We start from the raw sequence: 20,367 nt of genomic DNA on the forward strand, positions 1-20,367 counted from the left end.
CTCATTGGTTGGCGATGCAGGCTTTCACCGGCGCAAAACTGCGCCGATGTTCTGCCAGCACGCCGAATGTTAACAAAGCGGCCAGGTGTTGTTTAGTGCCATAGCCCTTGTGTCGATCAAATCCGTATTCTGGGTGACGCCGATGCAGAGCATGCATTTCACTGTCTCGTTGCACCTTGGCGACGATCGATGCTGCGGCAATGGCGGCAATTTTGCCATCGCCCTTGATCACGGCCTCGGCCGGGCACGGCAAGCCCGGGGGCACTCTATTGCCATCAATCTGGCAAAAAACCGGCTGCAGAGCCAAGCCCTCAACGGCTCGGCGCATGGCCAACAGAGTAGCCTGCAATATATTCAAGGCATCGATTTCTGCCACACTGGCGCGGGCGAGGCAAACGGCTAGGGCCTTTTCATGGATTTCCACGGCTAAGGCGGCACGGCGTTTTTCGGATAATTTTTTCGAGTCTTGCAGGCCGATTATCGGTCGCTTAGGGTCTAAAATGACCGCTGCTACAACCACATCGCCAAGCAAGGGGCCGCGGCCCACCTCATCGACGCCGGCCACTAGCCCGACCCCAAGGGCCCAATCTAAGCCAGCCTGGATCATCGACCGACCAGCGTCAAGACCGCTTGGGCGGCCTGCTGATCGGCATTGCAGGCCAGTTTGCGATGCCACTCGCTAGCCTGGGCGACAAATTCATGGCGGTAGTTTTCGTCTCTTAGGGCCCGTATCAGGTCCTCTGCTAAGCGCTCGGGCGTCGCCGCTGCCTGCAAGCGCTCTGGCACCCAGTTCCGCTCGGCCAATATATTGGGTAAGGCGACCCAACGGCCCGTCGCCAAACGGGAGATAATAAAATAGCTTAGGGCACTGAGCCTGTATGCGACCACCATGGGCTTCTTCCACAGCATGGCCTGTAGGGTTGCGGTACCGGAAGCAACCAATACCGCATCACTGGCCGCTAGGGCGTCATCCGCACGCTGATCAAGCACGGTGATATTCAAATCCGGCGCCTGCTGCGCGATGATCGCGGCAATCTGGTGCGCTCGATGGGTATTGGCCGCCGGGATGACAATTTGGATCGGCCCGATTTGCCGCTGTACCCGCGCCAAGGTAGCCAAAAAGAGTGCGGTAAGGGTTTGGACTTCGCTACCGCGTGAGCCGGGCAACATAGCCACCACCGGAATCCCTGCCGTCAAACCCATTTCTTGGCGCAGAATCTCGGGGGAATGGGTCATCGGCAGGCGATCGGCCAGGGTATGGCCGACAAAGGTGACGGGGATCTGCTCGCGCTGATAGAAGGTCGCTTCGAACGGCAATAGGGTCAACATATGATCGACGGCGCGGCGAATTTTTTTAATCCGACCTTTGCGCCATGCCCAAACGGACGGCGAAACATAGTGCACTGTCTTGATACCGGCTGTGCGTAAACTGATTTCTAAGCCAAGATTGAAGTCCGGGGCATCGATACCGATAAACACATCGGGTTGCCAATCCAGGCAGAACTGGGTGAGTGCGCGCCGGATACCCAAGAGTTCGGGCAGACGCCCGAGCACCTCGGTTAAACCCATCACCGACAACCGCTCCATCGGCACACGAGAGATCAGGCCGGCGGCGATCATATGGTCGCCACCGATGCCAGCAAATTCAATATCCGGTTGTTGAGCCCGCAACGCCTGCATCAATCCGGCGCCGAGCAAATCGCCACTGGCCTCACCAGCCACTAGAGCAACACGCAGCGGCGCGACCATCAGCGGCTAATGCCGCGGCGGGAATTGCGGATACTATCGATAAACACCTGGACCTCCGCGCCAATCGGATTCAGCTCAGATAATTCTGTGAGCGCATCCTGAATGGTCTTACCCTCTCGGTAAACGACCTTGTAGGCGTGTCGCAAAGCACGCAACGCTTCCTTAGAATAGCCGCGCCGCTTGAGTCCTTCAAAGTTCATGCCATGGGGCGCTGCCGGATAGCCTTGCACAGTGACAAAGGCGGGAATATCTTTTAACACGGTTGAACCGGCCCCCACGAAGGCGTGCTGACCGATCTGACAAAATTGATGCACCGCGGTATTGCCACCCAAGATGGCATGATCCCCGACTTCACAGTGACCGGCTACCTGAGCACCATTGGCTAATATGACATGGTCGCCGATGACACAGTCATGTGCGACGTGGGTATAGGCCATAAACAGACCGTGACTGCCAATCCGAGTTTCTCCGGCACCCTGAATGGTACCGCGCTGTAGGGTGGTGAATTCGCGGATGGTGTTGAAATCGCCGATGACCAGCCGCGTCGGCTCGCCCTGATATTTCATATCCTGGCATTCTTCGCCAACACTGGCAAACTGGAAAATACGGTTACCTTGGCCGATAACGGTCGGACCGTTGATCACCGCGTGAGGGCCAACCCAGGTATCCGGGCCAATCTCGACATCGGCACCGATCACCGAATAGGGCCCGATACTGACATTGGCGGCGATCTTGGCGCTTGGGTCGATTATCGCAGTTGGATGAATCATCAGGCTTGTCGTTCTGCGCAGAGAATATCAGCACTGGCGGCGAGTTGACCGTCGACAAAGGCTTTCCCGGCGACCTTGTACATGCCACGTCGCTCGGCAACAAACTCAATCACCAGTTCCAACTGGTCACCAGGCACCACCTGACGTTTGAATTTGACGTTATCCAAGCCGGCAAACAGGTAAAGGTAGCCATCCGCAGGGCGATGACCGGTGGTCAAAAACCCATAGATCGCGGTCAACTGAGCCAGCGCCTCGCAAATCAAGACGCCCGGAAAGATCGCCTTGTCCGGGAAATGGCCCTGGAACAACGCCTCATTGGCCGAGACGTTTTTAAAGCCGCGGATGCTAACGCCCGGTTCGTAGGCGGTTACCCGATCGACCAGCAGAAAGGGATAACGATGGGGCAACAAGGCCTTAATCTGTTCGATGCCCATGGGCATCTCAATGTTGGACTCTAAGGGTGTTGTTACTGCGCTCGTCATTCCGGTTCCTTAATAAGTTTTTCCAGCGCGTCAAGCCGCGCCATAGTAGTTTCCAACTGACGCACCCGCGCCACCATCTTACGCCAATCCTTACTGGCCTGAGCCGGCAAGCCGGAAGAGAATAGGCCGCCTTCAGTAGTACCCTTAGTCACCATGGCCTGACCGGTGAAATGACTATTATCGGCAACCTCGATATGGCCGGTAAAGCCGGACTGGCCGCCGGCGGAACAGCCGGCACCAATACGCGTGCTACCGGCTATGCCAACCTGCCCCGCCAGGGCGGTTCGAGCGCCAATGTGAACATTATGAGCAATATGCACCAGATTATCGATAATCACATCCGATTCAATTCGAGTGTCTTCGATTGCACCCCGATCGATAGTGCAATTCGCGCCAATTTCGACCCGATCGCCAATCACCACCCGGCCAAGCTGAGCGATCGCTTGCCAACCGGTAGCGGTGGGCGCATAACCAAACCCATTCGAACCGATCACGGTGCCGCTTTGAACCAGACAGTGCTCGCCCAGAGTACAGTGATGCGCCACCGTGACCCGAGCCTGGAGGCGGGTTTGAGCGCCGATTTGGGCGAAGTCGTCGATCACACAGTGTGCACCAATTACCGCACCCTGGCCAACCTCAACCCCCTTGCCCAGCACCGCGAAGGCACCGATGGTGACGCCTTGCGCCAGCCTTACACTCGGATCGATCTGTGCGCTGTCGGCATGGCTGCCATCGGCGCTTGGGCCAGTGTCAAATAAATGCGATAGTCGAGCATAGGCCAAATAGGGATCGTCTACCACCAACGCGACGCAGTTCGCCGGGCAGGCGGCTTGATCCGCTGCTTTAATCAGCACCACCGAAGCCTGCGTATCGGCCAACTGGCGGCGATATTTGGGCGACGCCAAAAAGCTCAGCTGGCCGACTTGAGCTTTATCGAGTGCGGCTAAGGCGGACACCGTCACCGATTTTTCTGTGTCGGTCAGTGGGGTCAGCGGCTGCACTAGAGCCAGCAGATCAGTTACCGTTAGCATCACTCAACTCCTGCGCCTTAGTTGGCGGATTGTTCGGCCGATCCGGCCTTGCGCTGCGCGTAGGCACTGTTGAATTGCGCTAACATTGCATCGGTAATATCGGGCGTACCATTAACCCAGAGTACCGCCTGAGAATCGACCACTAGGCTGAAGCCCTGCTCGATAACATAGGCGTTCATCAACTCGCGAATCAATGGTTGATATTGTTTAATGAAGCTGGCGCGACTCTGCTGCTGAGCCTGTTGCATCTGAGCGGTGATCTGCGCCTGCTCCTGGGTTAAGCCCTGTAACTCCTGCTCAAAGGCGCTAATTTCCTCTGCTGTCAGTATATCGCCATCGGTCAACAGGCGGCTTTCGCGCGTCTCGATACCCAATTGGATATCCTGAAGTCGACTCTGAGCGCCGGCCAGATCGGTGCGTAATGTTAGGGTAGCCGCTTCCGCCGCGCTGCTATTAAACAACACTGCCTGGTAATTCATAATCGCGACCATGGTTTCGGCACGGGCAACTGGGCTGGCTAAGACCCAGATCAGACTCAAGCCGGCCAATATTTTCTTGCTGTTTGCCACTGTAAAGTACTCCTCTAATGGTGGTTTGGGCTCAATACGAAATACCGATATTGAAGGAAAAATTCGTTGTGTAGTCGCTCACTTGCGCATTCAACGGCCAAGCATAGCTAAAGCTTAGTGGTGCAATTGGGGTAATCCAGGTCAGATCCACACCCGCTGAATAACGGATTTCAGCTAAATCGACGCCATTACTGCAGCTGCTATTGTCGGCGTGACACTGGTCGGTATACACATTGCCGGCATCGACAAACAGCGCGGTGCGGAAGGCGCGTTGATCGGTGGCGAAGGGCGTCGGAAAGAGTAACTCGGCGCCGTATTCCAGTTTAATATTGCCGCCGACGGGGCTGTTGGACTGACCGGTACCGGTCGGGCCGAGCGAGCCAGAGCGATATCCACGCACCGAGCGCGCACCACCGGAATAGAAGTTTTTGTAAAACGGAAACAGCTGGCTATCGCCATAGCCTTGGCCATAGCCGAGGTCGGTATGCACCCGAAGGGCCAGATTCTCGGCAAAATTGGTGAAGTGTTGCGCCGCGAGGCTGATACGGTAGTAACGTAAGTTGCCGGGTGGCATGGTGATTTCCAAATTACTCCGCACACTGGCGCCGTCGTCGGCTTTGAGCGTGCCGTTGAGGGTACTGTAGGACCAGCCGACACGACCGGTGATAATGTCGTAGTCGTTGCGATAGTCCGGGGCAAAATCGGTCATCTCCAACGGCGCGTTAGCGGTATTAATAAAGAGCTCGTCTCGACTGATGCCGAGGCCATAATTGAGCCGTTGATTCTCTGACAGGGGATAACCCAAATTTAACCGACCGCCGACCGTATTGGTGGCGTAGGTGCTAAAGGTGGTCTGATTGTAATCGGATTTCTTATAGTAGAGATCGGCCCCCAAGCTCACGCCGTCGAGCGTAAAGAACGGGTTTTCAGCCGATACTTGGTAGTTCTGGGTGGTTTCATTGACGTTGACCGAGGCTGAGAAATCAACACCGCGGCCAAAAAAGTTGGTTTGCTTAACCGACAGTTCACCGAAAAAGCCCGAGCCATCGGCATAGCCGCCCGAGATACTGAGTTGTGAGTCCTTCGCTTCGACGACCGAAACCACCAAATCGACCAAATCATTACGACCCGCAATGGGTTGAGTCTTAATGCTAACCTGGCTGAAATAGCCTAGACGATCCAAGCGTGATTTGGATGTACGGATGTTTTTATTGACCACTAAGGCCCGTTCCAATTGCCGCAGTTCGCGTCGAATGACTTCATCGTTAGTAGCGCTGTTACCCTGAATAATGATGCGATTGACATATACTGGGCTGCCCAACTGGACCTGGTAGGTGACCGTAACGGTCTGGCTGGGCGCATCGGTTTGGTGCACGTCGCGCACCTGGGCGAAGGCGTAGCCATATTCGCCGAGCAGGTCGGTGATGTCGCGGATATCGGTGGCCACATCGGTGCGCGAGTAAATTTGCCCCGGCTTAACACGCACCAGAGCTTGAATCTCGGCTGTCAGGTGTTTCAGATCCCCCGTCAGCTCGACCTCGGCTACGCTGTAGGCTTGCCCTTCGCTGATATTGAGGGCGATACTGATCGCGGCTTTATTCTCAGAGATCGACACCTGTTGGCTATCGACGGCGAAATCGAGATAGCCTAAATCGAAATAAAAATCCTCTAGGCGCTGGATGTCCCCGGTCAGGGCGGCCTTAGCGAATTGGTTGCGTTTGGTCATCCACTGCCAAATATGGGGTGATCCGGTGCGCTGCATCTGGATGATGGCAAGCAGTTCGGCATCGCTAAAAACGCTGTTACCGACCATCTGCAGTTGCTCAATTCGAGCAACAGGGCCCTCGCTGATCTGCATCTTAACGTTAACGCGATTACGAGTTAGTGGGATGACTTCAGTGTCGACGCGGGCATTGTAACGGCCTTGAGCGCCGTACTGTTTTTCCAGCTCTAGATCGATATTTTCCAGCAACGAACGACTGAAAATTTCACCCGTGGCCAGGCCGACATCGGCAAACACGGCCTCCAGAGTGGTGGTCGGAACACTGGAGTTGCCATCGAATTCGATGGTTTCGATGGCCGGTCGCTCGACTACATCGATCACTAGGCGACCGCCGTCGCGACTGATATCGACCGAGTGAAAAAAACCGGTCTGGTAAATTTCATGCAACCAGCGGCTAGCATCCTGATCATCCGCCAAGGTGCCTTCGCGCACTGACAGCTGGGCCAGGACACTGCCCAATGACACCCGCTGCAGGCCTTGTACGACTATTCTATCGACATTAAAGGTGGCGCCCTGCGCTACCGATACCATCAACGTAAAACATGCCACTAGTGCAGTCTTGAACATTAGTCCCAACGTCTTTACCTTTATCCTGTGGCGACCGAAAATCTTGGTCTGATTTAAATTTATAGGGCGGCATTCTGAAGCCTCACCCGAGCGCGGCAAACTGTCTTTACATTAAGCGGCCAATATCGTTGTAGAAGGTCAATAGCATCAGACTCATGATAAAGACCATACCGACTTGCGTACCAATTATTTGTGCTCGGTCGGACAAGGCTTTGCCCCTGAGCCACTCAATCGAGTGAATCACCACATGACCGCCATCCAACACCGGAATGGGCAGCAAGTTAACAATCGCCAGGCTGATGCTGATCAGGGCTAAAAAACCAATGAAGGATTCAAATCCCGTGCCCACTGACAGGCCCGCCATCTTAGCCATCGAAATGGGACCGCCAATCTGCTTCAAGGACACCTTACCGGTCGCCATCTTCCACAACATATTGTAACTCAGGACACTCATTTGCACCGTGTCGGTTAAGCCGCGCCATGCCGCCTGCCAGGGCCACAAACGAACGGTGGTCAGCTGTTGCTCCGACCAAGCCAGCGGCGCACTGCCCGTGCCAACATAGCCGATGGTGCGCTCCTCTTGCATCTTACTGCCTGGCACCAGGGTCAGCTCCAGCCTCTGCTCGGCGCGTTCGATACTAAGGGTCAACACCTGGCCGGGGCTGCTCTGAACCCGGTCAACCCACTCCGACCAGGTCGCTAGGGCGCTGCCGTTAATAGCCAGCACGCGATCACCTACCGCCAAACCGCTTTGTTCGGCCGGCCCACCCGCTTCAAGCCAGCCGATAAGCGCGGGGTGGATCGGCATTTCTGGGCTCAGACCTAGGTTGTGTAAGGGATCCGGAGAGTCCTGCTCGGCCAGCCAGTTTTCAATCGGCAGCTGAACACTTTTTTTGCTTTGCTGGCGGATTAGGCTGATATCGATTAGGCCACTCTCGCCAACACGTGAGGCCAGGGCCAGACTTAGGTCGGTGAAGGAGTCGACGCTGCGACCATCAATGGCCACGATTCGGTCGCCACGTGTCATATCGGCCTGCTGCGCTGGCGAATCGTCTCTGGGATGGTCAATCAGAGGCACCAGATCCTGGACGCCAATACTGTACATCAGGGCAAAGGCCACGATAGCAAAGAGGAAATTGGTGATCGGTCCGGCCAAGGCGATGGCGATCTTTTGTGGCGCGGTCTTCGAGTTAAAGGTTTGCCCAAGTAGCTCTGTTGGCACCGGCCCTTCTCGCTCGTCGAGCATCTTGACATAGCCCCCCAGGGGAATCCAGGCGACCACAAATTCGGTCCCAGAACGATCGGTTCGGCGCCAAATTGGCCGACCAAAGCCCACCGAAAAACGCTCCACCTTGACGCCGAAGCGCCGCGCCATCCAAAAATGGCCATATTCGTGCACCGTCACCAGGATGCCCAGTGCCAGCAGCATGCCAAAAACGGAGTTAAGCAATAGCATCATCGTAGCGCCTTAATTTGTTCGGCGGCCTGGGCGCGAGCAGCGCGGTCGACCTCCAGCAGTTGATCAATCGACTCCACTGGGCTGCGGCCCAAGCGGGTCATGACTTGCTCGTTTATTCGGGGGATATCCATAAAACCAATGTCGCCCTCGAGGAAGGCCGCAACCGACATCTCATTGGCGGCATTGAGCACGGCGGGCACAGTGCCACCTTCGGCCATGGCCTCCTCGGCCAAGCGCAGGCACGGAAAGCGGACCCGATCGGGTTGATCAAACTGCAATTGCAACAGCTGAGAAAATTCCAAGGGTGCGCTGCCACTGACGATTCGATCCGGATAGGCTAGGCCATAGGAAATGGGCGTGCGCATATCGGGCGAGCCCATCTGTGCTAAAACCGACCCGTCAATATAGCGCACCATACTGTGGATAACACTTTGTGGGTGCACCACTACTTCGATTTTTTCCGGTGGCACACTAAAGAGCCAGCAGGCTTCGATTAGCTCCAGACCCTTATTCATCAGCGAAGCCGAATCGACCGATATCTTTCGACCCATCGTCCATGTCGGGTGGGCAATGGCTTGCTCCGGCGTGGCGGTAAGCAACTGTTCCATGGGGGTCTGCCGAAAGGGCCCACCCGATGCCGTTAATAGGATCGAGTCCACGCCCGCCTGACTTTGATCGGCTGGCAGGCATTGGAAGATGGCATTGTGTTCACTGTCGATCGGCAGCAATAGCGCTTGGGATTTGGCCACCGCCTCCATCAACAGAGCACCGGCGACGACCATGCTCTCTTTATTGGCTAAGAGCAGCTTTTTACCGGCATGCGCCGCGGCAAGGGCGGACTTCAGACCGGCCGCGCCAACGATAGCGGCCATAACGGTATCCACTTGCGCCGCGCTGGCGACATCGGCCAAGGCCTGCTCACCGATCAGGATGTCGCAGTTCCGGTTCGGTAACAGCTCAAGCAGTTGCCGATACCGCGTGTCATTGGGCACCACGGCAAACTGAGGTTTAAAGCGAATGATGTCTAGAGCTAATTGCGCCATATTGGCGTGCCCGCTGAGGGCGAAGACAGTAAAACGGTCTGGATGCTGGCCGATAACATTGAGCGTGCTTTGACCGATCGAACCGGTGGCGCCTAGAACGGTGACGCGTTGTCGTGTCGTCATCATTAAACCACCGCTAACACGTACCATAACAGGACAAACATCGGCGTCGCAGCACAGAGGCTATCGATGCGATCCAAAATCCCACCATGACCGGGCAGCAGGGACGAACTGTCCTTAATACCTCGATTGCGCTTTAACAGGGATTCAAACAGATCGCCGACCACCGAAATGGCAATAACTGCGGCCGACAATAGCATCAACCAGAGCCAGTCCTGGACGCTGTAATCCGGCAAGTAGAGGCCAGCTATTAGCACCGAGACGAGGATAGATGTCGCCATGCCGCCATAAACCCCGGCCCAAGTCTTACCCGGACTTACGGCAGGTGCCAGCTTCCGGTTGCCAAAGGCGCGACCCGCAAAATAGGCTCCTATATCAGCACCCCAGACGAGCAACATCAACCAAGTCAGTAATAACGCCGAATCTGGTTGGCTTTTTAGCCAGACCAGGCCCATCCAGAGGGCAACCAGCACGGGCACCATGATCGCCAGCTTTATCGGGCCAGAGCGCAACCAGCCGGTTACGCGCGGATAGAGATATACACTTACCCCGGCTAGCAACCAAAATACCAGCGCAGAAAGCACCAACAGGGCCCAAATCAGGGAGTCCACGGTAATCCAGTGATGAATTACCCCTAGCACCACCGCAGTGATCGTAGCCAAAACGATGCGCGCACGCGGCGCTGAAAAACCGGCAAGATTGGCCCATTCCCAGGCGCCTAAGACGACGATCGACCCGGCAAAAACGCTAAAGCCAATACTCGGTAGCAAATAGATGCCGGCCAACATCAGGGGGGCCAGCACTAGGGCCGTTACAAATCGCTGCAATAACATGAACTTACTTCTCTTGTTCTAGTTGTTCGTCGGTACGACCAAAACGCCGAGTCCGACCTAAAAAGGAGTCAAAGGCCTTTAACAGCGATTCACTGCTAAAATCTGGCCAATATTCATCGGTAAAATAGAATTCGGTATAGGCCATTTGCCAGAGTAGAAAATTCGATATTCGTTGCTCCCCGGCGGTGCGAATACACAGATCCGGCGGGGGCAGATCACCGAGCATGACCTGCTCACCAATCAACGCTTCGGTGATGGCCGCAGGTTCTAATTCGCCAACCTTGACCCGCTGAGCAAGCTTAATAACGGCTTGGGTAATATCCCAATGACCACCATAGTTGGCAGCAATCGCCAGAGTCATGCCGGTATTTTGGGCCGTGTCGAACTCGGCTTTGGCAACAGCCCGCTGAATCGAAGGGCTGAACGCCGTGATATCGCCAATCACCCTAAGCCGGACATTATTGCTGACCAGCTTTTTAACTTCTCGATTCAGGGCAAGCAAAAAGAGATCCATCAATGCGCTGACTTCATCCTTGGGTCGACGCCAGTTTTCAGAACTGAAGGCATAGAGGGTTAGTACCTCGACCCCGGCACGCGCACAGGTTTCGACGGTCGTGCGCACCGCACGGGCGCCAGCCTTATGGCCAGCAATACCGCCTAGCAAGCGTTTTTTTGCCCATCTATTGTTACCATCCATGATCACCGCAACATGGCGGGGTACGACTTTCACTGTCGACTCTAGGGGCTGACCCTTGTTAGATTTATTTAGCATCCCTTCCTAGCTTAATTCTGTTACCGGTGAAACACAGACAATCCCAAACCACAAAAGGCAACATGAATCCATGTTGCCTCGGCAGGATACCTAACCCATCAAACCTTCATTAACTCGGCATCTTTTTCGGCCAGATCACGTTCAATCTCGGCAATGGCCGCATCGGTCAGCTTTTGAATATCTTCCTCGGCGCGCTTACCCTCATCTTCTGAGAGTTCCTTTTCCTTAACCAGGTCCTTGATCGAGGCATTGGCATCGCGACGGCCGTTACGCACCGACACACGGGCCTTTTCGGCCTCATTGCGGGCGACCTTAATCATGTCTTTTCGGGTCTGCTCGGTCAACATCGGCATCGCGATGCGAATATTACTGCCGGAAGTTGACGGATTCAAACCCAAATCACTCTTCATAATGGCGCGCTCAACCTGCGGCACCATATTTTTTTCCCACGGCACAATCGCGAGGGTACGACCGTCCTCAATCAAAATATTGGCCACCTGCTTGATTGGGGTCATGTTGCCATAATAATCGACCATGACACCATCCAAGATAGCCGGATTGGCGCGACCGGTACGAATCTTATTGAAGGCATCGCCCAGCGCTAACAGCGCTTTGCGGTTGTGACTGTCGGTTTCCTGCTTAATTTCTTCAATCATCTGTTGAATTCCTTTACCTATTCACAGTCTGGCCGACGCTGCCGGCGGGCATATGCCCTGCCTTACCGCGCTATGCAGCCGCTCCCCTGGGAGCGGCAGGACTGGCCGGTTGTCGACTCGCTTAAAACCAATGAGAAATTTCGATTCTTTATTATACACACCCTGTACAGGCATTTCTTTGAATTCGTCCACTCATTTTGAGCAAACAATCGCCGTACCAAAAAACCAACTGCAGAAATAGGACACATAAAAAAAGGCAGCGCAGCTGCCTTTTCTGGATTTAGATTGCTTTAGCCGCCTTTGACGGCTGCTGCGACTTCTGCGGCGAAATCGACAACTTCTTTTTCGATCCCTTCACCCACTTCAAAACGGGTAAAGCTCACGATCTCGGCTTCGGCTTTCTTAGCCAAGGCACCGATCTTGATGTCCGGGTCCTTGATGAAAGGCTGCTCACTGAGAGATATCTCCGCAACAAACTTCTTCAGGCGGCCGACCATCATTTTTTCAATGATCTCTGCTGGCTTGCCAGATTCTTCAGACTGGGCCCGAACAACCTCTTCTTCGCGCGCCAAAACATCGGCTGGAACGTCATTCACATTGACGTACTGAGGATTGATGGCGGCGACATGCATAGCAATGTCTTTCGCCAGGTCCGGCGTACCGCCAGTCAATTCAACAGCTGCGGCTATACGGCCACCGTGCACATAGGCCTCGACGGTCTTACCCGCACCACCGATAAACACAGCGCGACGCACGCTGATGTTCTCACCGATCTTCTGAACCAGCGCGGCACGCTCGTCTTCAAGACCATCTGCCATGAAGGCGGCAACATCGGAGCTGCCCTTGGCAAAAGCGACATCAGCCACCTTGTGGGCAAAGTTTAAAAAGTTGTCATCTCGCGCAACAAAGTCGGTTTCGCTGTTAATTTCCAGCAGCATTACCAACGAATTGTCAGCAGAGGTCCGAGTAACCAGGATACCCTCAGCCGCGATACGGCCGGATTTCTTAGCGGCTTTCAGGCCCGATGACTTGCGCAGATTATCAATGGCGAGTTCGATATCACCCTCAGACTCGACGAGTGCTTTCTTGCACTCCATCATGCCTAGGCCAGTTCGATCTCGAAGTTCTTTCACCAGGCTCGCAGTAATTGCCATGATTTTGGTCCTCAATTCAATTTAGTATTACGCATATTCAACCGGATATAGGGTTCCGGAAGAGGAAAAAGGGGCCGCAGCCCCTTCAAGCTAAGAGAATCAAGCTTATTCAGCTGACTCTTCTTTGGCTACAACCACGTCAGCTGCTTCTGCAGCATCGGCCATTTCCACGAACTCATCAACGTCACCGCCACGGGCTTCCAAGATGGAATCGGCGATTGCACGGGCATAGATCTCAATGGCGCGAATCGCATCATCGTTACCCGGAATGACATAATCGACACCGTCTGGGTTCGAGTTGGAGTCAACGATACCAATAACTGGGATGCCCAGTTTGTTGGCTTCGAGGATTGCAATACGCTCGTGGTCCACGTCGACAACAAAAAGAGCATCCGGCAAGCCGCCCATGTCCTTGATACCACCGATTGAACGCTCCAGCTTCGCTACTTCGCGAGTCGCCATCAGACGCTCTTTCTTAGTCAGCTGCTCGAAGGTGCCATCGGCCTGTTGCACAGTCAACTCACGCAGACGTTTGATCGATTGACGAATGGTCTTGTAGTTGGTCAGCATACCGCCTAACCAACGGTGCGCCACGTACGGCATATCCGAACGAGTCGCTTCTTCAACCATGATGGCACTGGCTGAACGCTTGGTACCGACGAACAGAACCTTGTTCTTTTTGCTGGCAAGGTTGCCAACGAAGGCCAAAGCTTCATTTAACGCTGGAACAGTGTGCTCCAAGTTGATGATGTGAATCTTGTTTCGGGCGCCAAACAAATACTTACCCATTTTCGGGTTCCAGTAACGGGTCTGGTGGCCAAAGTGAACACCTGCTTTAAGCAGTTCACGCATTGATACAGTAATCATAAATACCTCATTATTCGGGTTAGGCCTCCGCACTCCCCATGATCCAACCCCTTTCGGGCACCCAGAATCACGTGACGGTGTGCGTGAGAATTTAGGAAACACTTCAATTAGTTGAAGCGGCGCGCTTTATACCAAATTCAGCGATTTAAGACAAGAAAAATATCCCGGTCCCAGTCCGTGGGGCGTCCCTCAACACCTCGGAACCGGCCCCGAAAAGCGGGCCTAAGAGCCGGTCATGGCAGTCGCGGCGTATTTTTAGCATCTTTTATATGGCTCTAGCGGGTGCCCTACTATTTGCGGGGCTGCAACTGGCTAACAAAACCGTTAGAATCGCCTACTACCTAGTAACCGAATTGGAACAAGCATGGCTGTAACCATAAAAAGCCCTGAAGAAATCGCTAAAATGCGTGTCGCCGGCCGCCTCGCGGCTGAGGTGTTGGAAATGCTCGAATCCCATGTTGTGGTCGGCGTGAGCACCGCAGAGCTCGATAGGATCTGCCATAACTACATCATTGATGTCCAGGAAGGCATACCGGCGCCGCTCAACTATGGCAACCCGCCCTTTCCGAAGTCGATCTGTACGTCGGTAAACCAGGTCATTTGCCATGGTATTCCGAGCGAGGATAAGATCCTCAAGAAGGGCGATGTGGTCAATGTCGACATCACGGTCATTAAAGACGGCTACCACGGCGACACCAGTAAGATGTTTTACGTCGGCGAAGTCGCGACTCATATCGATCGTCTGTGCAAGGTAACCCAGGAATGTCTTTATAAGGCGATTGCACTGGTCAAGCCGGGCGCGACCCTTGGAGACATAGGCCACGTGATTCAGCAACACGCCGAGGCCAACCATTACTCTGTGGTACGGGAGTTCTGCGGCCATGGTATCGGCGCGGTATTTCACGAAGAGCCGCAGGTATTGCACTATGGCCGGCCCGGAGTGGGCATGGCGCTGAAGGAAGGCATGATCTTTACGATCGAGCCGATGATCAATCAGGGTAAGGCGCAGTGCAAAATACTCAGCGACCAATGGACCGTGGTCACCAAGGATCGCAAGGCCTCCGCTCAGTGGGAGCATACCTTGTTGGTCACGGCTACTGGCGTGGAGGTTTTAACAGCCCGCACCGAAGAGTCATTCTAGCGGGTCTAAAGTTATTTCATCCTTACGTTCTCAAAGGACCAAGTAGTGGATCTCGACCGTTACGCAGACAGCAGTCTGTTTGATAAAGAAGCCGTCACCGAGCAGTTACAACTGGAAACCCCTATTGTGGTGCTCAAAGACGCTTTGCGCAGGCTCAATGAGACCTTGCATCATCGTTTTATTCAGGGCGACCCGATCCGCGGCTTGGTTTTTGGCCGAGCCGCGGCCATGGACGAGCTGTTGCGCAGCACTTGGCGACTGTTCACCTGGACTGAGCCTGAGTCTATAGCCCTAATAGCGGTCGGCGGTTATGGCCGCGGCGAGCTGCTGCCGCACTCCGATATCGATCTACTGATCCTGTTCGATAATGAAACCCTGATTGACCGAAACGTCGAATCTCTACAGCAATTTCTGACCCTCTTGTGGGACATCAAGCTGGAAGTCGGCCACAGCGTGCGCACCATTGACACCTGCGTTGTCGAGGCCCGCAATGACGTGACCGTGACCACTAATCTCATGGAGTCGCGCACCCTGGTCGGTGACGACAATCTCAGAGAACGAGTGTCCGATTCAGTCGGCCCCGACAAAATCTGGCCTAGCCGCGATTTCTACAAGGCCAAAATGAATGAACAGGCCAATCGGTACCAAAAATTCAATGAAACCGAATATAACCTAGAACCCAATGTCAAAGGGGGCCCGGGTGCGTTGCGGGACATCCAAAATATCGGTTGGGTTGCTAAGCGACACTTTGGCGACTCGTCTCTGGCTGACTTGGTCGAACGGGGTTTCCTCACCGATGCCGAGCATCGCACTCTGAAAGAAGGCCAGGACTTCCTCTGGCGGGTGCGTTATGCACTGCATATGATCTCAGAGCGCGAAGAGGATCGATTGCTGTTCAACCTGCAGGAAAAGGTGGCTGAGATGTTCGGCTACAGTGACCGAGAAGGCCAAATAGCGGTAGAGCATCTAATGCAAGACTACTTCCGGCAAGTGTTCCGCCTGCGCACTCTCAATATTATGCTCTTACAGCACTTCGATGAAGAGATATTGGGTGATAGCACATCGGAACAGGTCACCGAGCTAAATGCCCGGTTTCAAATCCGCAACCACTATCTTGAGGTCGTGCACGACAAGGTCTTTACCCGCACACCGTCGGCCTTGTTGGAAATTTTCGTCTTATGCGCTCAAGAAGAGGGCATCAAGGGGATTCGTGCCAGCACCCTGAGACTGCTGTTCGCCAGCCGGAAAGCGATCGACGGCGCCTTTCGTCAGGATCTGCGCAATATCACCTTTTTCATGGAATTGTTACGCAGCCCTAAAGGTGTCTACCATGGGCTGATGCGGATGAATCAATATGGCATATTGGGCCTCTATCTGCCGGAGTTCGGCAAAATAGTCGGGCAGATGCAGTTCGATCTGTTCCATGTCTACACTGTCGATGCCCATACCTTGTTAACCATCCGGAATTTGCGCACCTTTCGCCACGCCGCCAACAGCAAACGCTTCCCGATTGCCACCAAGATCATCCACAAACTGCCCAAGGTGGAGCTGGTCTACATCGCCGCGCTGTATCACGATATCGGCAAGGGTCGGCACACCGACCATTCGGTCGAAGGGGCCATGGATGTCAAGCGCTTTGCCGATCGCCATCGCCTGTCGCCTTGGGATACGGACCTGGTTGTTTGGCTGGTGCGCAATCATCTCCTGATGTCTATGACCGCGCAGCGCCAGGACATTTCCGACCCGGCGGTGATCAATCACTTCGCCCAACAGGTGGGTGGTCACGCGCGCCTAGATTATCTCTATGCCCTAACCGTCGCTGACATCTATGCGACCAATCCAAACCTTTGGAACAGCTGGCGGGCGTCACTGATGGAGCGCCTGTATCGGGAAACTCAAAACGCCTTAAATCGTGGTTTGGACAACCCGGCCGACAAGGCCGAACGGGTCAGCGAGACTAAGCAGGCCGCCCTGCTATTAATGACCGCAGAGGGCTTTGATCCGGATGCCAGCCTCGACCTCTGGGACGATCCTGGTGACGATTACTTTTTGCGTGAAAGCCCGGAAGATATAGCCTGGCATTTGCGTGCCATCGCCAACCACGGTCAAAATGTCCCCCTGGTCCTGATCAAAGAGACCGATGCCAAACAGTATATCGGTGGCACCCAGGTTTTTGTCTATGCCCGCGATCGAGCACATTTGTTTGCCGACATCGCCGCAACGCTGGACACCCTTAGTCTGGATATCCAAGATGCCCGTATTATGACCTCGTCGGCGTCCCTGTTCAGCTTGGATACCTTTATCGTTTTGGAGCAAGATGGCACCACAATCGGTGACAACAGTCAGCGTTTGGCCGAGATTCAACAACGGCTATTAGAGGCCATTGTGAATCCCGATGAAGCACCGACGCCGCAACGACGATTGTCACGGCAGCAAAAACATTTTCAAATTCCACCTGAAATTACCGTCAGCAATGACATGCTAAACCAGCGCACTGTCGTCGAATTGCTCGCCTCAGATCGACCCGGCTTACTGGCCGATATTGGTCGTTGCTTTCGACGACTCCAGCTGACCTTACAAAATGCCCGAATCGCCACCTTGGGCGAACATGTTGAAGACGTGTTTTTCCTGGTCGATGCCAACGGCGAACCACTGCACAGTTCCGCCGACGTGGAGCGGTTGCAATATGAATTGACCGAAACTATTTTGGAAGTAATGGACCGATGAATCCCAATTTACAACGTCTGCAACCCTATCCATTCGAAAAATTACGGGCCAAGATGGCCTCTGTCAAGGCGGCCGATATGACCCCCATTGCATGGTCCATCGGTGAGCCAAAGCACGCCCCGCCGGACTTTTTGCAGGAGCAGATTGTTGCCACCATTGCCGGCTATTCACGCTACCCGGCGACTGCCGGCTTGCCCGCCTTGCGCGAGGCGATCAGCCAATGGTTAATTCGGCGTTTTAAACTGCACAACAACAAGGGCTTTAGTGCCGACCGCCATGTTATCCCGGTGACCGGCACACGCGAGGCACTCTTTTCTGTGGTTCAGGCGCTCTACGATCCGACGGCAGAGGCCAATGAAGTTTGGATGCCCAACCCCTTTTATCAGATTTATGAAGGCGCGGCCTTGCTGGCCGGGGCGAAGGTGCACTACCTTAATTGCGTGGCCGAACACAATTATCAACCGGACTTCGCGGCGCTCAGCGACGACCAGTGGTCACGCTGCCAGCTGTTATTTATCTGCACACCGGGTAATCCAAGTGGCACCGTTCTGTCGTCCGAGCAATTGCAATTTTTAATTAACAAGTCGATCGAATTTAACTTCATCCTAATCAGTGATGAATGCTACAGCGAGCTCTATCGAGACGAGGCTCGGCCGCCGATTGGCTTACTGCAGGCCGCCGAACAGATGGGCCATAGCGACTTCGATAATTGCTTGGTGTTTCACAGCCTGAGTAAAAGGTCCAATTTGCCGGGCTTACGCAGCGGCTTTGTCGCCGGCGATGCCCATTTGATTCGGCATTTTTCCGCCTACCGAACCTACCATGGCTGTGCCATGCCGATACCCCATCAGCAGGTATCCATTGCCGCCTGGAACGATGAAAGCCATGTTCTGGAAAATCGTCGGTTGTACAATGAAAAATTCACTGCGGTGGTTGGCGAACTCAAGTCTTTCTTACCGCTGACCATCCCGGACGGCAGCTTTTATTTGTGGCCGAACCTGGCCGAAGACGACGAGGCGGTGGCACAACGCTGGCTCGAAAAGGCCAATATTCAGGTCTTACCCGGGCAGTACCTGTCGCGCGACAACGCCGGCATCAATCCGGGTTACGGCCATATTCGCATCGCCCTGGTGGCGACATTAGACGATTGTGTCGAGGCCGCGCAGCGTCTAAAGCGCATCTATTAACCAAACAGGGGCGCTCGCTTGATTAAAATTTATGGCATCAAAAACTGCGATACAGTCAAAAAAACATTGCACTGGTTTGCCGAGCAGAACGTGACCGTGGACTTTATCGATTTCAAAAAAGAACCGCCCACGGCCGAGTTGATCCAACAGTGGATCGCCCTATTGGGCTGGGAAAGTCTGATTAATAAGCGCGGCACCACCTGGCGCAAGTTGCCAGAAGCAACCAAAACCTCGGTTGACAGCACTAGCGCAGTGGCCCTAATTCAGCACCAACCAAGCCTGATTAAACGACCCCTGATCGAACTGCAGGGCCATCTTTGGATCGGTTTCGATCTAAGCCAATTTGCACACATTATTTCAAGAGAGAGTTAAGTTATGACCTATTTTTCTGTCGGTCTGGGCACCGCCACTCGTAACAGTGAATTAAAGATTATCGAAGCCTGGTATCCGCAACCCCTTATCGCGCCTTCCGATGACCTGATTAACCGCCTGCTCGCTGTGGTCAAGCATGAGGGTGGTAACACCGCCCATGTGCTCGAGCTGGAGCATTATGCGGCCTTATCGTCGGTCTTTGCAGACGCCGGCATGACACTTAATGTAAAACTACTGGCTGCCGCAGCCCACAGCAAACAGACGCTGGTGCTGACTCTGCTGGAAACCGATAGCGCTCCGGTATCCATCGCCGAAGCCTTTTTAAAGTTGCATCTGCTGTCTCATCGCCTCGTCAAACCGCAAAAAATCGTCCTCGCGGGCATCTTTGCCGTGTTACACAACATTGCCTGGACCAGCGAAGGACCGATCGATTTGCCCGAATTGCCAGAACGCCAAATTGCCGCCCGCCTAGCGGGCCGGATCTTGTCGGTGCAGTGCGTCGATAAGTTCCCCAAGATGGCCGATTATGTGGTGCCCACCGGCATCCGTATTGGCGACACGGCACGGGTGCGCCTTGGCGCCCATTTGGGTGAAGGTACCACCGTGATGCACGAAGGCTTTGTCAATTTCAATGCCGGCACCGTGGCCGTGTCGATGGTGGAAGGCCGTATCTCGGCTGGTGTTCTGGTCGGCAACGGTTCCGACGTCGGTGGCGGCGCCTCGATTATGGGCACCCTATCGGGCGGTGGCACCGAAGTGGTCTCGATGGGCGAAAATTGCCTCCTCGGGGCTAATTCCGGCACTGGCATTGCACTCGGGGATCGCTGCACCATTGAAGCCGGTCTCTATATTACCGCGGGAACCAAGGTGACCCTACTCGATAGCCACAAGGCGGCGATCAATACGGTCAAGGCGCGCGAGCTGTCCGGCATGTCCGATCTGCTGTTTTGGCGCAATGCCCTGACCGGACGAGTCGAATGCTTGACCAATAAGTCTGCGGTAGAGCTGAACTCGGAACTGCATTTGCACAACTGAGTCCGCTACTCGACTGACGGCTGCCAGCATGGCGGCCGTTTGGGTGCTGA

General features: G+C 54.5%; 19 protein-coding genes. 5 read left to right on the top strand and 14 right to left on the bottom strand.

The features are described 5' to 3' along the window. Nucleotide 1 precedes the first annotated feature (1 nt). The 14 genes from rnhB to rpsB all read right to left on the bottom strand — a co-directional run bounded on the left by rnhB (nt 2) and on the right by rpsB (nt 13,855). A complete protein-coding gene (rnhB, locus tag AC4FIC_RS09520) occupies nt 2-607 on the bottom strand; it encodes a ribonuclease HII (RefSeq protein WP_100256481.1) in 606 nt (201 codons plus the stop codon). After that, nucleotides 604-1,749: a lipid-A-disaccharide synthase gene (lpxB, locus tag AC4FIC_RS09525; RefSeq protein WP_100256480.1), complete on the bottom strand. Its 1,146-nt coding sequence runs from the start codon at nt 1,747-1,749 to the stop codon at nt 604-606. Before lpxB ends, rnhB begins: the two co-directional genes overlap by 4 nt. Continuing rightward, the gene (gene lpxA / locus AC4FIC_RS09530; RefSeq protein WP_100256479.1) at nt 1,749-2,519 is read right to left on the bottom strand and encodes an acyl-ACP--UDP-N-acetylglucosamine O-acyltransferase; all 771 of its coding nucleotides are present in this window, start codon (nt 2,517-2,519) and stop codon (nt 1,749-1,751) included. Before lpxA ends, lpxB begins: the two co-directional genes overlap by 1 nt. Next, on the bottom strand, nt 2,519-2,959 hold the full coding sequence (fabZ, locus tag AC4FIC_RS09535) for a 3-hydroxyacyl-ACP dehydratase FabZ (RefSeq protein ID WP_273284582.1): 441 nt from the start codon (nt 2,957-2,959) through the stop codon (nt 2,519-2,521). The genes lpxA and fabZ overlap by 1 nt, the downstream gene beginning before the upstream one ends. A 38-nt stretch (nt 2,960-2,997) precedes the next feature. After that, entirely contained in the window at nt 2,998-4,032 is a 1,035-nt protein-coding gene (gene lpxD, locus AC4FIC_RS09540; RefSeq protein WP_273284550.1) for a UDP-3-O-(3-hydroxymyristoyl)glucosamine N-acyltransferase, read from the bottom strand. 17 nt (nt 4,033-4,049) lie between these two features. Next, nucleotides 4,050-4,601, bottom strand: coding sequence for an OmpH/Skp family outer membrane protein (locus AC4FIC_RS09545; RefSeq protein WP_100256477.1), 552 nt, complete (start codon nt 4,599-4,601; stop codon nt 4,050-4,052). A gap of 31 nt (nt 4,602-4,632) precedes the next feature. Next, nucleotides 4,633-6,951 (bottom strand): outer membrane protein assembly factor BamA, encoded by a 2,319-nt coding sequence (gene bamA / locus AC4FIC_RS09550; RefSeq protein ID WP_476195497.1) that lies wholly within the window; start codon nt 6,949-6,951, stop codon nt 4,633-4,635. A gap of 106 nt (nt 6,952-7,057) precedes the next feature. Further along, on the bottom strand, nt 7,058-8,410 hold the full coding sequence (gene rseP / locus AC4FIC_RS09555) for an RIP metalloprotease RseP (protein ID WP_227003763.1): 1,353 nt from the start codon (nt 8,408-8,410) through the stop codon (nt 7,058-7,060). Continuing rightward, the gene (gene ispC / locus AC4FIC_RS09560; RefSeq protein WP_227003762.1) at nt 8,407-9,579 is read right to left on the bottom strand and encodes a 1-deoxy-D-xylulose-5-phosphate reductoisomerase; all 1,173 of its coding nucleotides are present in this window, start codon (nt 9,577-9,579) and stop codon (nt 8,407-8,409) included. Before ispC ends, rseP begins: the two co-directional genes overlap by 4 nt. Continuing rightward, nucleotides 9,579-10,406 carry a phosphatidate cytidylyltransferase gene (locus AC4FIC_RS09565; protein WP_100256475.1) on the bottom strand — a complete coding sequence of 276 codons (828 nt, stop codon included), beginning with the start codon at nt 10,404-10,406 and terminating at the stop codon, nt 9,579-9,581. Before AC4FIC_RS09565 ends, ispC begins: the two co-directional genes overlap by 1 nt. Nucleotides 10,407-10,410: 4 nt before the next feature. Further along, nucleotides 10,411-11,178 (bottom strand): polyprenyl diphosphate synthase, encoded by a 768-nt coding sequence (uppS, locus tag AC4FIC_RS09570; protein ID WP_100256474.1) that lies wholly within the window; start codon nt 11,176-11,178, stop codon nt 10,411-10,413. 98 nt (nt 11,179-11,276) lie between these two features. After that, the gene (gene frr, locus AC4FIC_RS09575) at nt 11,277-11,834 is read right to left on the bottom strand and encodes a ribosome recycling factor (protein WP_100256473.1); all 558 of its coding nucleotides are present in this window, start codon (nt 11,832-11,834) and stop codon (nt 11,277-11,279) included. Nucleotides 11,835-12,124: 290 nt separating this feature from the next. After that, nucleotides 12,125-12,991 carry a translation elongation factor Ts gene (tsf, locus tag AC4FIC_RS09580; protein ID WP_100258696.1) on the bottom strand — a complete coding sequence of 289 codons (867 nt, stop codon included), beginning with the start codon at nt 12,989-12,991 and terminating at the stop codon, nt 12,125-12,127. 102 nt (nt 12,992-13,093) lie between these two features. Next, nucleotides 13,094-13,855 carry a 30S ribosomal protein S2 gene (gene rpsB / locus AC4FIC_RS09585; protein ID WP_100256472.1) on the bottom strand — a complete coding sequence of 254 codons (762 nt, stop codon included), beginning with the start codon at nt 13,853-13,855 and terminating at the stop codon, nt 13,094-13,096. Nucleotides 13,856-14,219: 364 nt separating this feature from the next. Between rpsB and map the strand changes: the two genes are divergently transcribed. From map to dapD, 5 genes are read left to right on the top strand one after another with little or no spacing between them, the layout of a single operon-like run. Then, nucleotides 14,220-14,996: a type I methionyl aminopeptidase gene (map, locus tag AC4FIC_RS09590; RefSeq protein ID WP_100256471.1), complete on the top strand. Its 777-nt coding sequence runs from the start codon at nt 14,220-14,222 to the stop codon at nt 14,994-14,996. Between the two features lie 45 nt (nt 14,997-15,041). Beyond that, a complete protein-coding gene (glnD, locus tag AC4FIC_RS09595; protein ID WP_273284541.1) occupies nt 15,042-17,723 on the top strand; it encodes a [protein-PII] uridylyltransferase in 2,682 nt (893 codons plus the stop codon). Continuing rightward, nucleotides 17,720-18,910 (top strand): succinyldiaminopimelate transaminase, encoded by a 1,191-nt coding sequence (gene dapC, locus AC4FIC_RS09600; protein WP_100256469.1) that lies wholly within the window; start codon nt 17,720-17,722, stop codon nt 18,908-18,910. Before glnD ends, dapC begins: the two co-directional genes overlap by 4 nt. 18 nt (nt 18,911-18,928) lie before the next feature. Further along, the gene (locus AC4FIC_RS09605; RefSeq protein ID WP_100256468.1) at nt 18,929-19,282 is read left to right on the top strand and encodes an arsenate reductase; all 354 of its coding nucleotides are present in this window, start codon (nt 18,929-18,931) and stop codon (nt 19,280-19,282) included. A 3-nt stretch (nt 19,283-19,285) separates the two neighbouring features. Then, a complete protein-coding gene (gene dapD / locus AC4FIC_RS09610) occupies nt 19,286-20,317 on the top strand; it encodes a 2,3,4,5-tetrahydropyridine-2,6-dicarboxylate N-succinyltransferase (protein ID WP_287419211.1) in 1,032 nt (343 codons plus the stop codon). Nucleotides 20,318-20,367 lie beyond the last annotated feature (50 nt).

This window comes from Reinekea sp., assembly GCF_982785585.1.

Bases quoted from the DNA above. Each gene is read 5' to 3' on its own strand.
- rnhB (WP_100256481.1), bottom strand. From the start codon at position 607: ATGATCCAGGCTGGCTTAGATTGGGCCCTTGGGGTCGGGCTAGTGGCC.
- lpxB (WP_100256480.1), bottom strand. From the start codon at position 1,749: ATGGTCGCGCCGCTGCGTGTTGCTCTAGTGGCTGGTGAGGCCAGTGGC.
- lpxA (WP_100256479.1), bottom strand. From the start codon at position 2,519: ATGATTCATCCAACTGCGATAATCGACCCAAGCGCCAAGATCGCCGCC.
- fabZ (WP_273284582.1), bottom strand. From the start codon at position 2,959: ATGCCCATGGGCATCGAACAGATTAAGGCCTTGTTGCCCCATCGTTAT.
- lpxD (WP_273284550.1), bottom strand. From the start codon at position 4,032: ATGCTAACGGTAACTGATCTGCTGGCTCTAGTGCAGCCGCTGACCCCA.
- bamA (WP_476195497.1), bottom strand. From the start codon at position 6,951: ATGTTCAAGACTGCACTAGTGGCATGTTTTACGTTGATGGTATCGGTA.
- rseP (WP_227003763.1), bottom strand. From the start codon at position 8,410: ATGATGCTATTGCTTAACTCCGTTTTTGGCATGCTGCTGGCACTGGGC.
- ispC (WP_227003762.1), bottom strand. From the start codon at position 9,579: ATGATGACGACACGACAACGCGTCACCGTTCTAGGCGCCACCGGTTCG.
- AC4FIC_RS09565 (WP_100256475.1), bottom strand. From the start codon at position 10,406: ATGTTATTGCAGCGATTTGTAACGGCCCTAGTGCTGGCCCCCCTGATG.
- uppS (WP_100256474.1), bottom strand. From the start codon at position 11,178: ATGCTAAATAAATCTAACAAGGGTCAGCCCCTAGAGTCGACAGTGAAA.
- frr (WP_100256473.1), bottom strand. From the start codon at position 11,834: ATGATTGAAGAAATTAAGCAGGAAACCGACAGTCACAACCGCAAAGCG.
- rpsB (WP_100256472.1), bottom strand. From the start codon at position 13,855: ATGATTACTGTATCAATGCGTGAACTGCTTAAAGCAGGTGTTCACTTT.
- map (WP_100256471.1), top strand. From the start codon at position 14,220: ATGGCTGTAACCATAAAAAGCCCTGAAGAAATCGCTAAAATGCGTGTC.
- dapC (WP_100256469.1), top strand. From the start codon at position 17,720: ATGAATCCCAATTTACAACGTCTGCAACCCTATCCATTCGAAAAATTA.
- dapD (WP_287419211.1), top strand. From the start codon at position 19,286: ATGACCTATTTTTCTGTCGGTCTGGGCACCGCCACTCGTAACAGTGAA.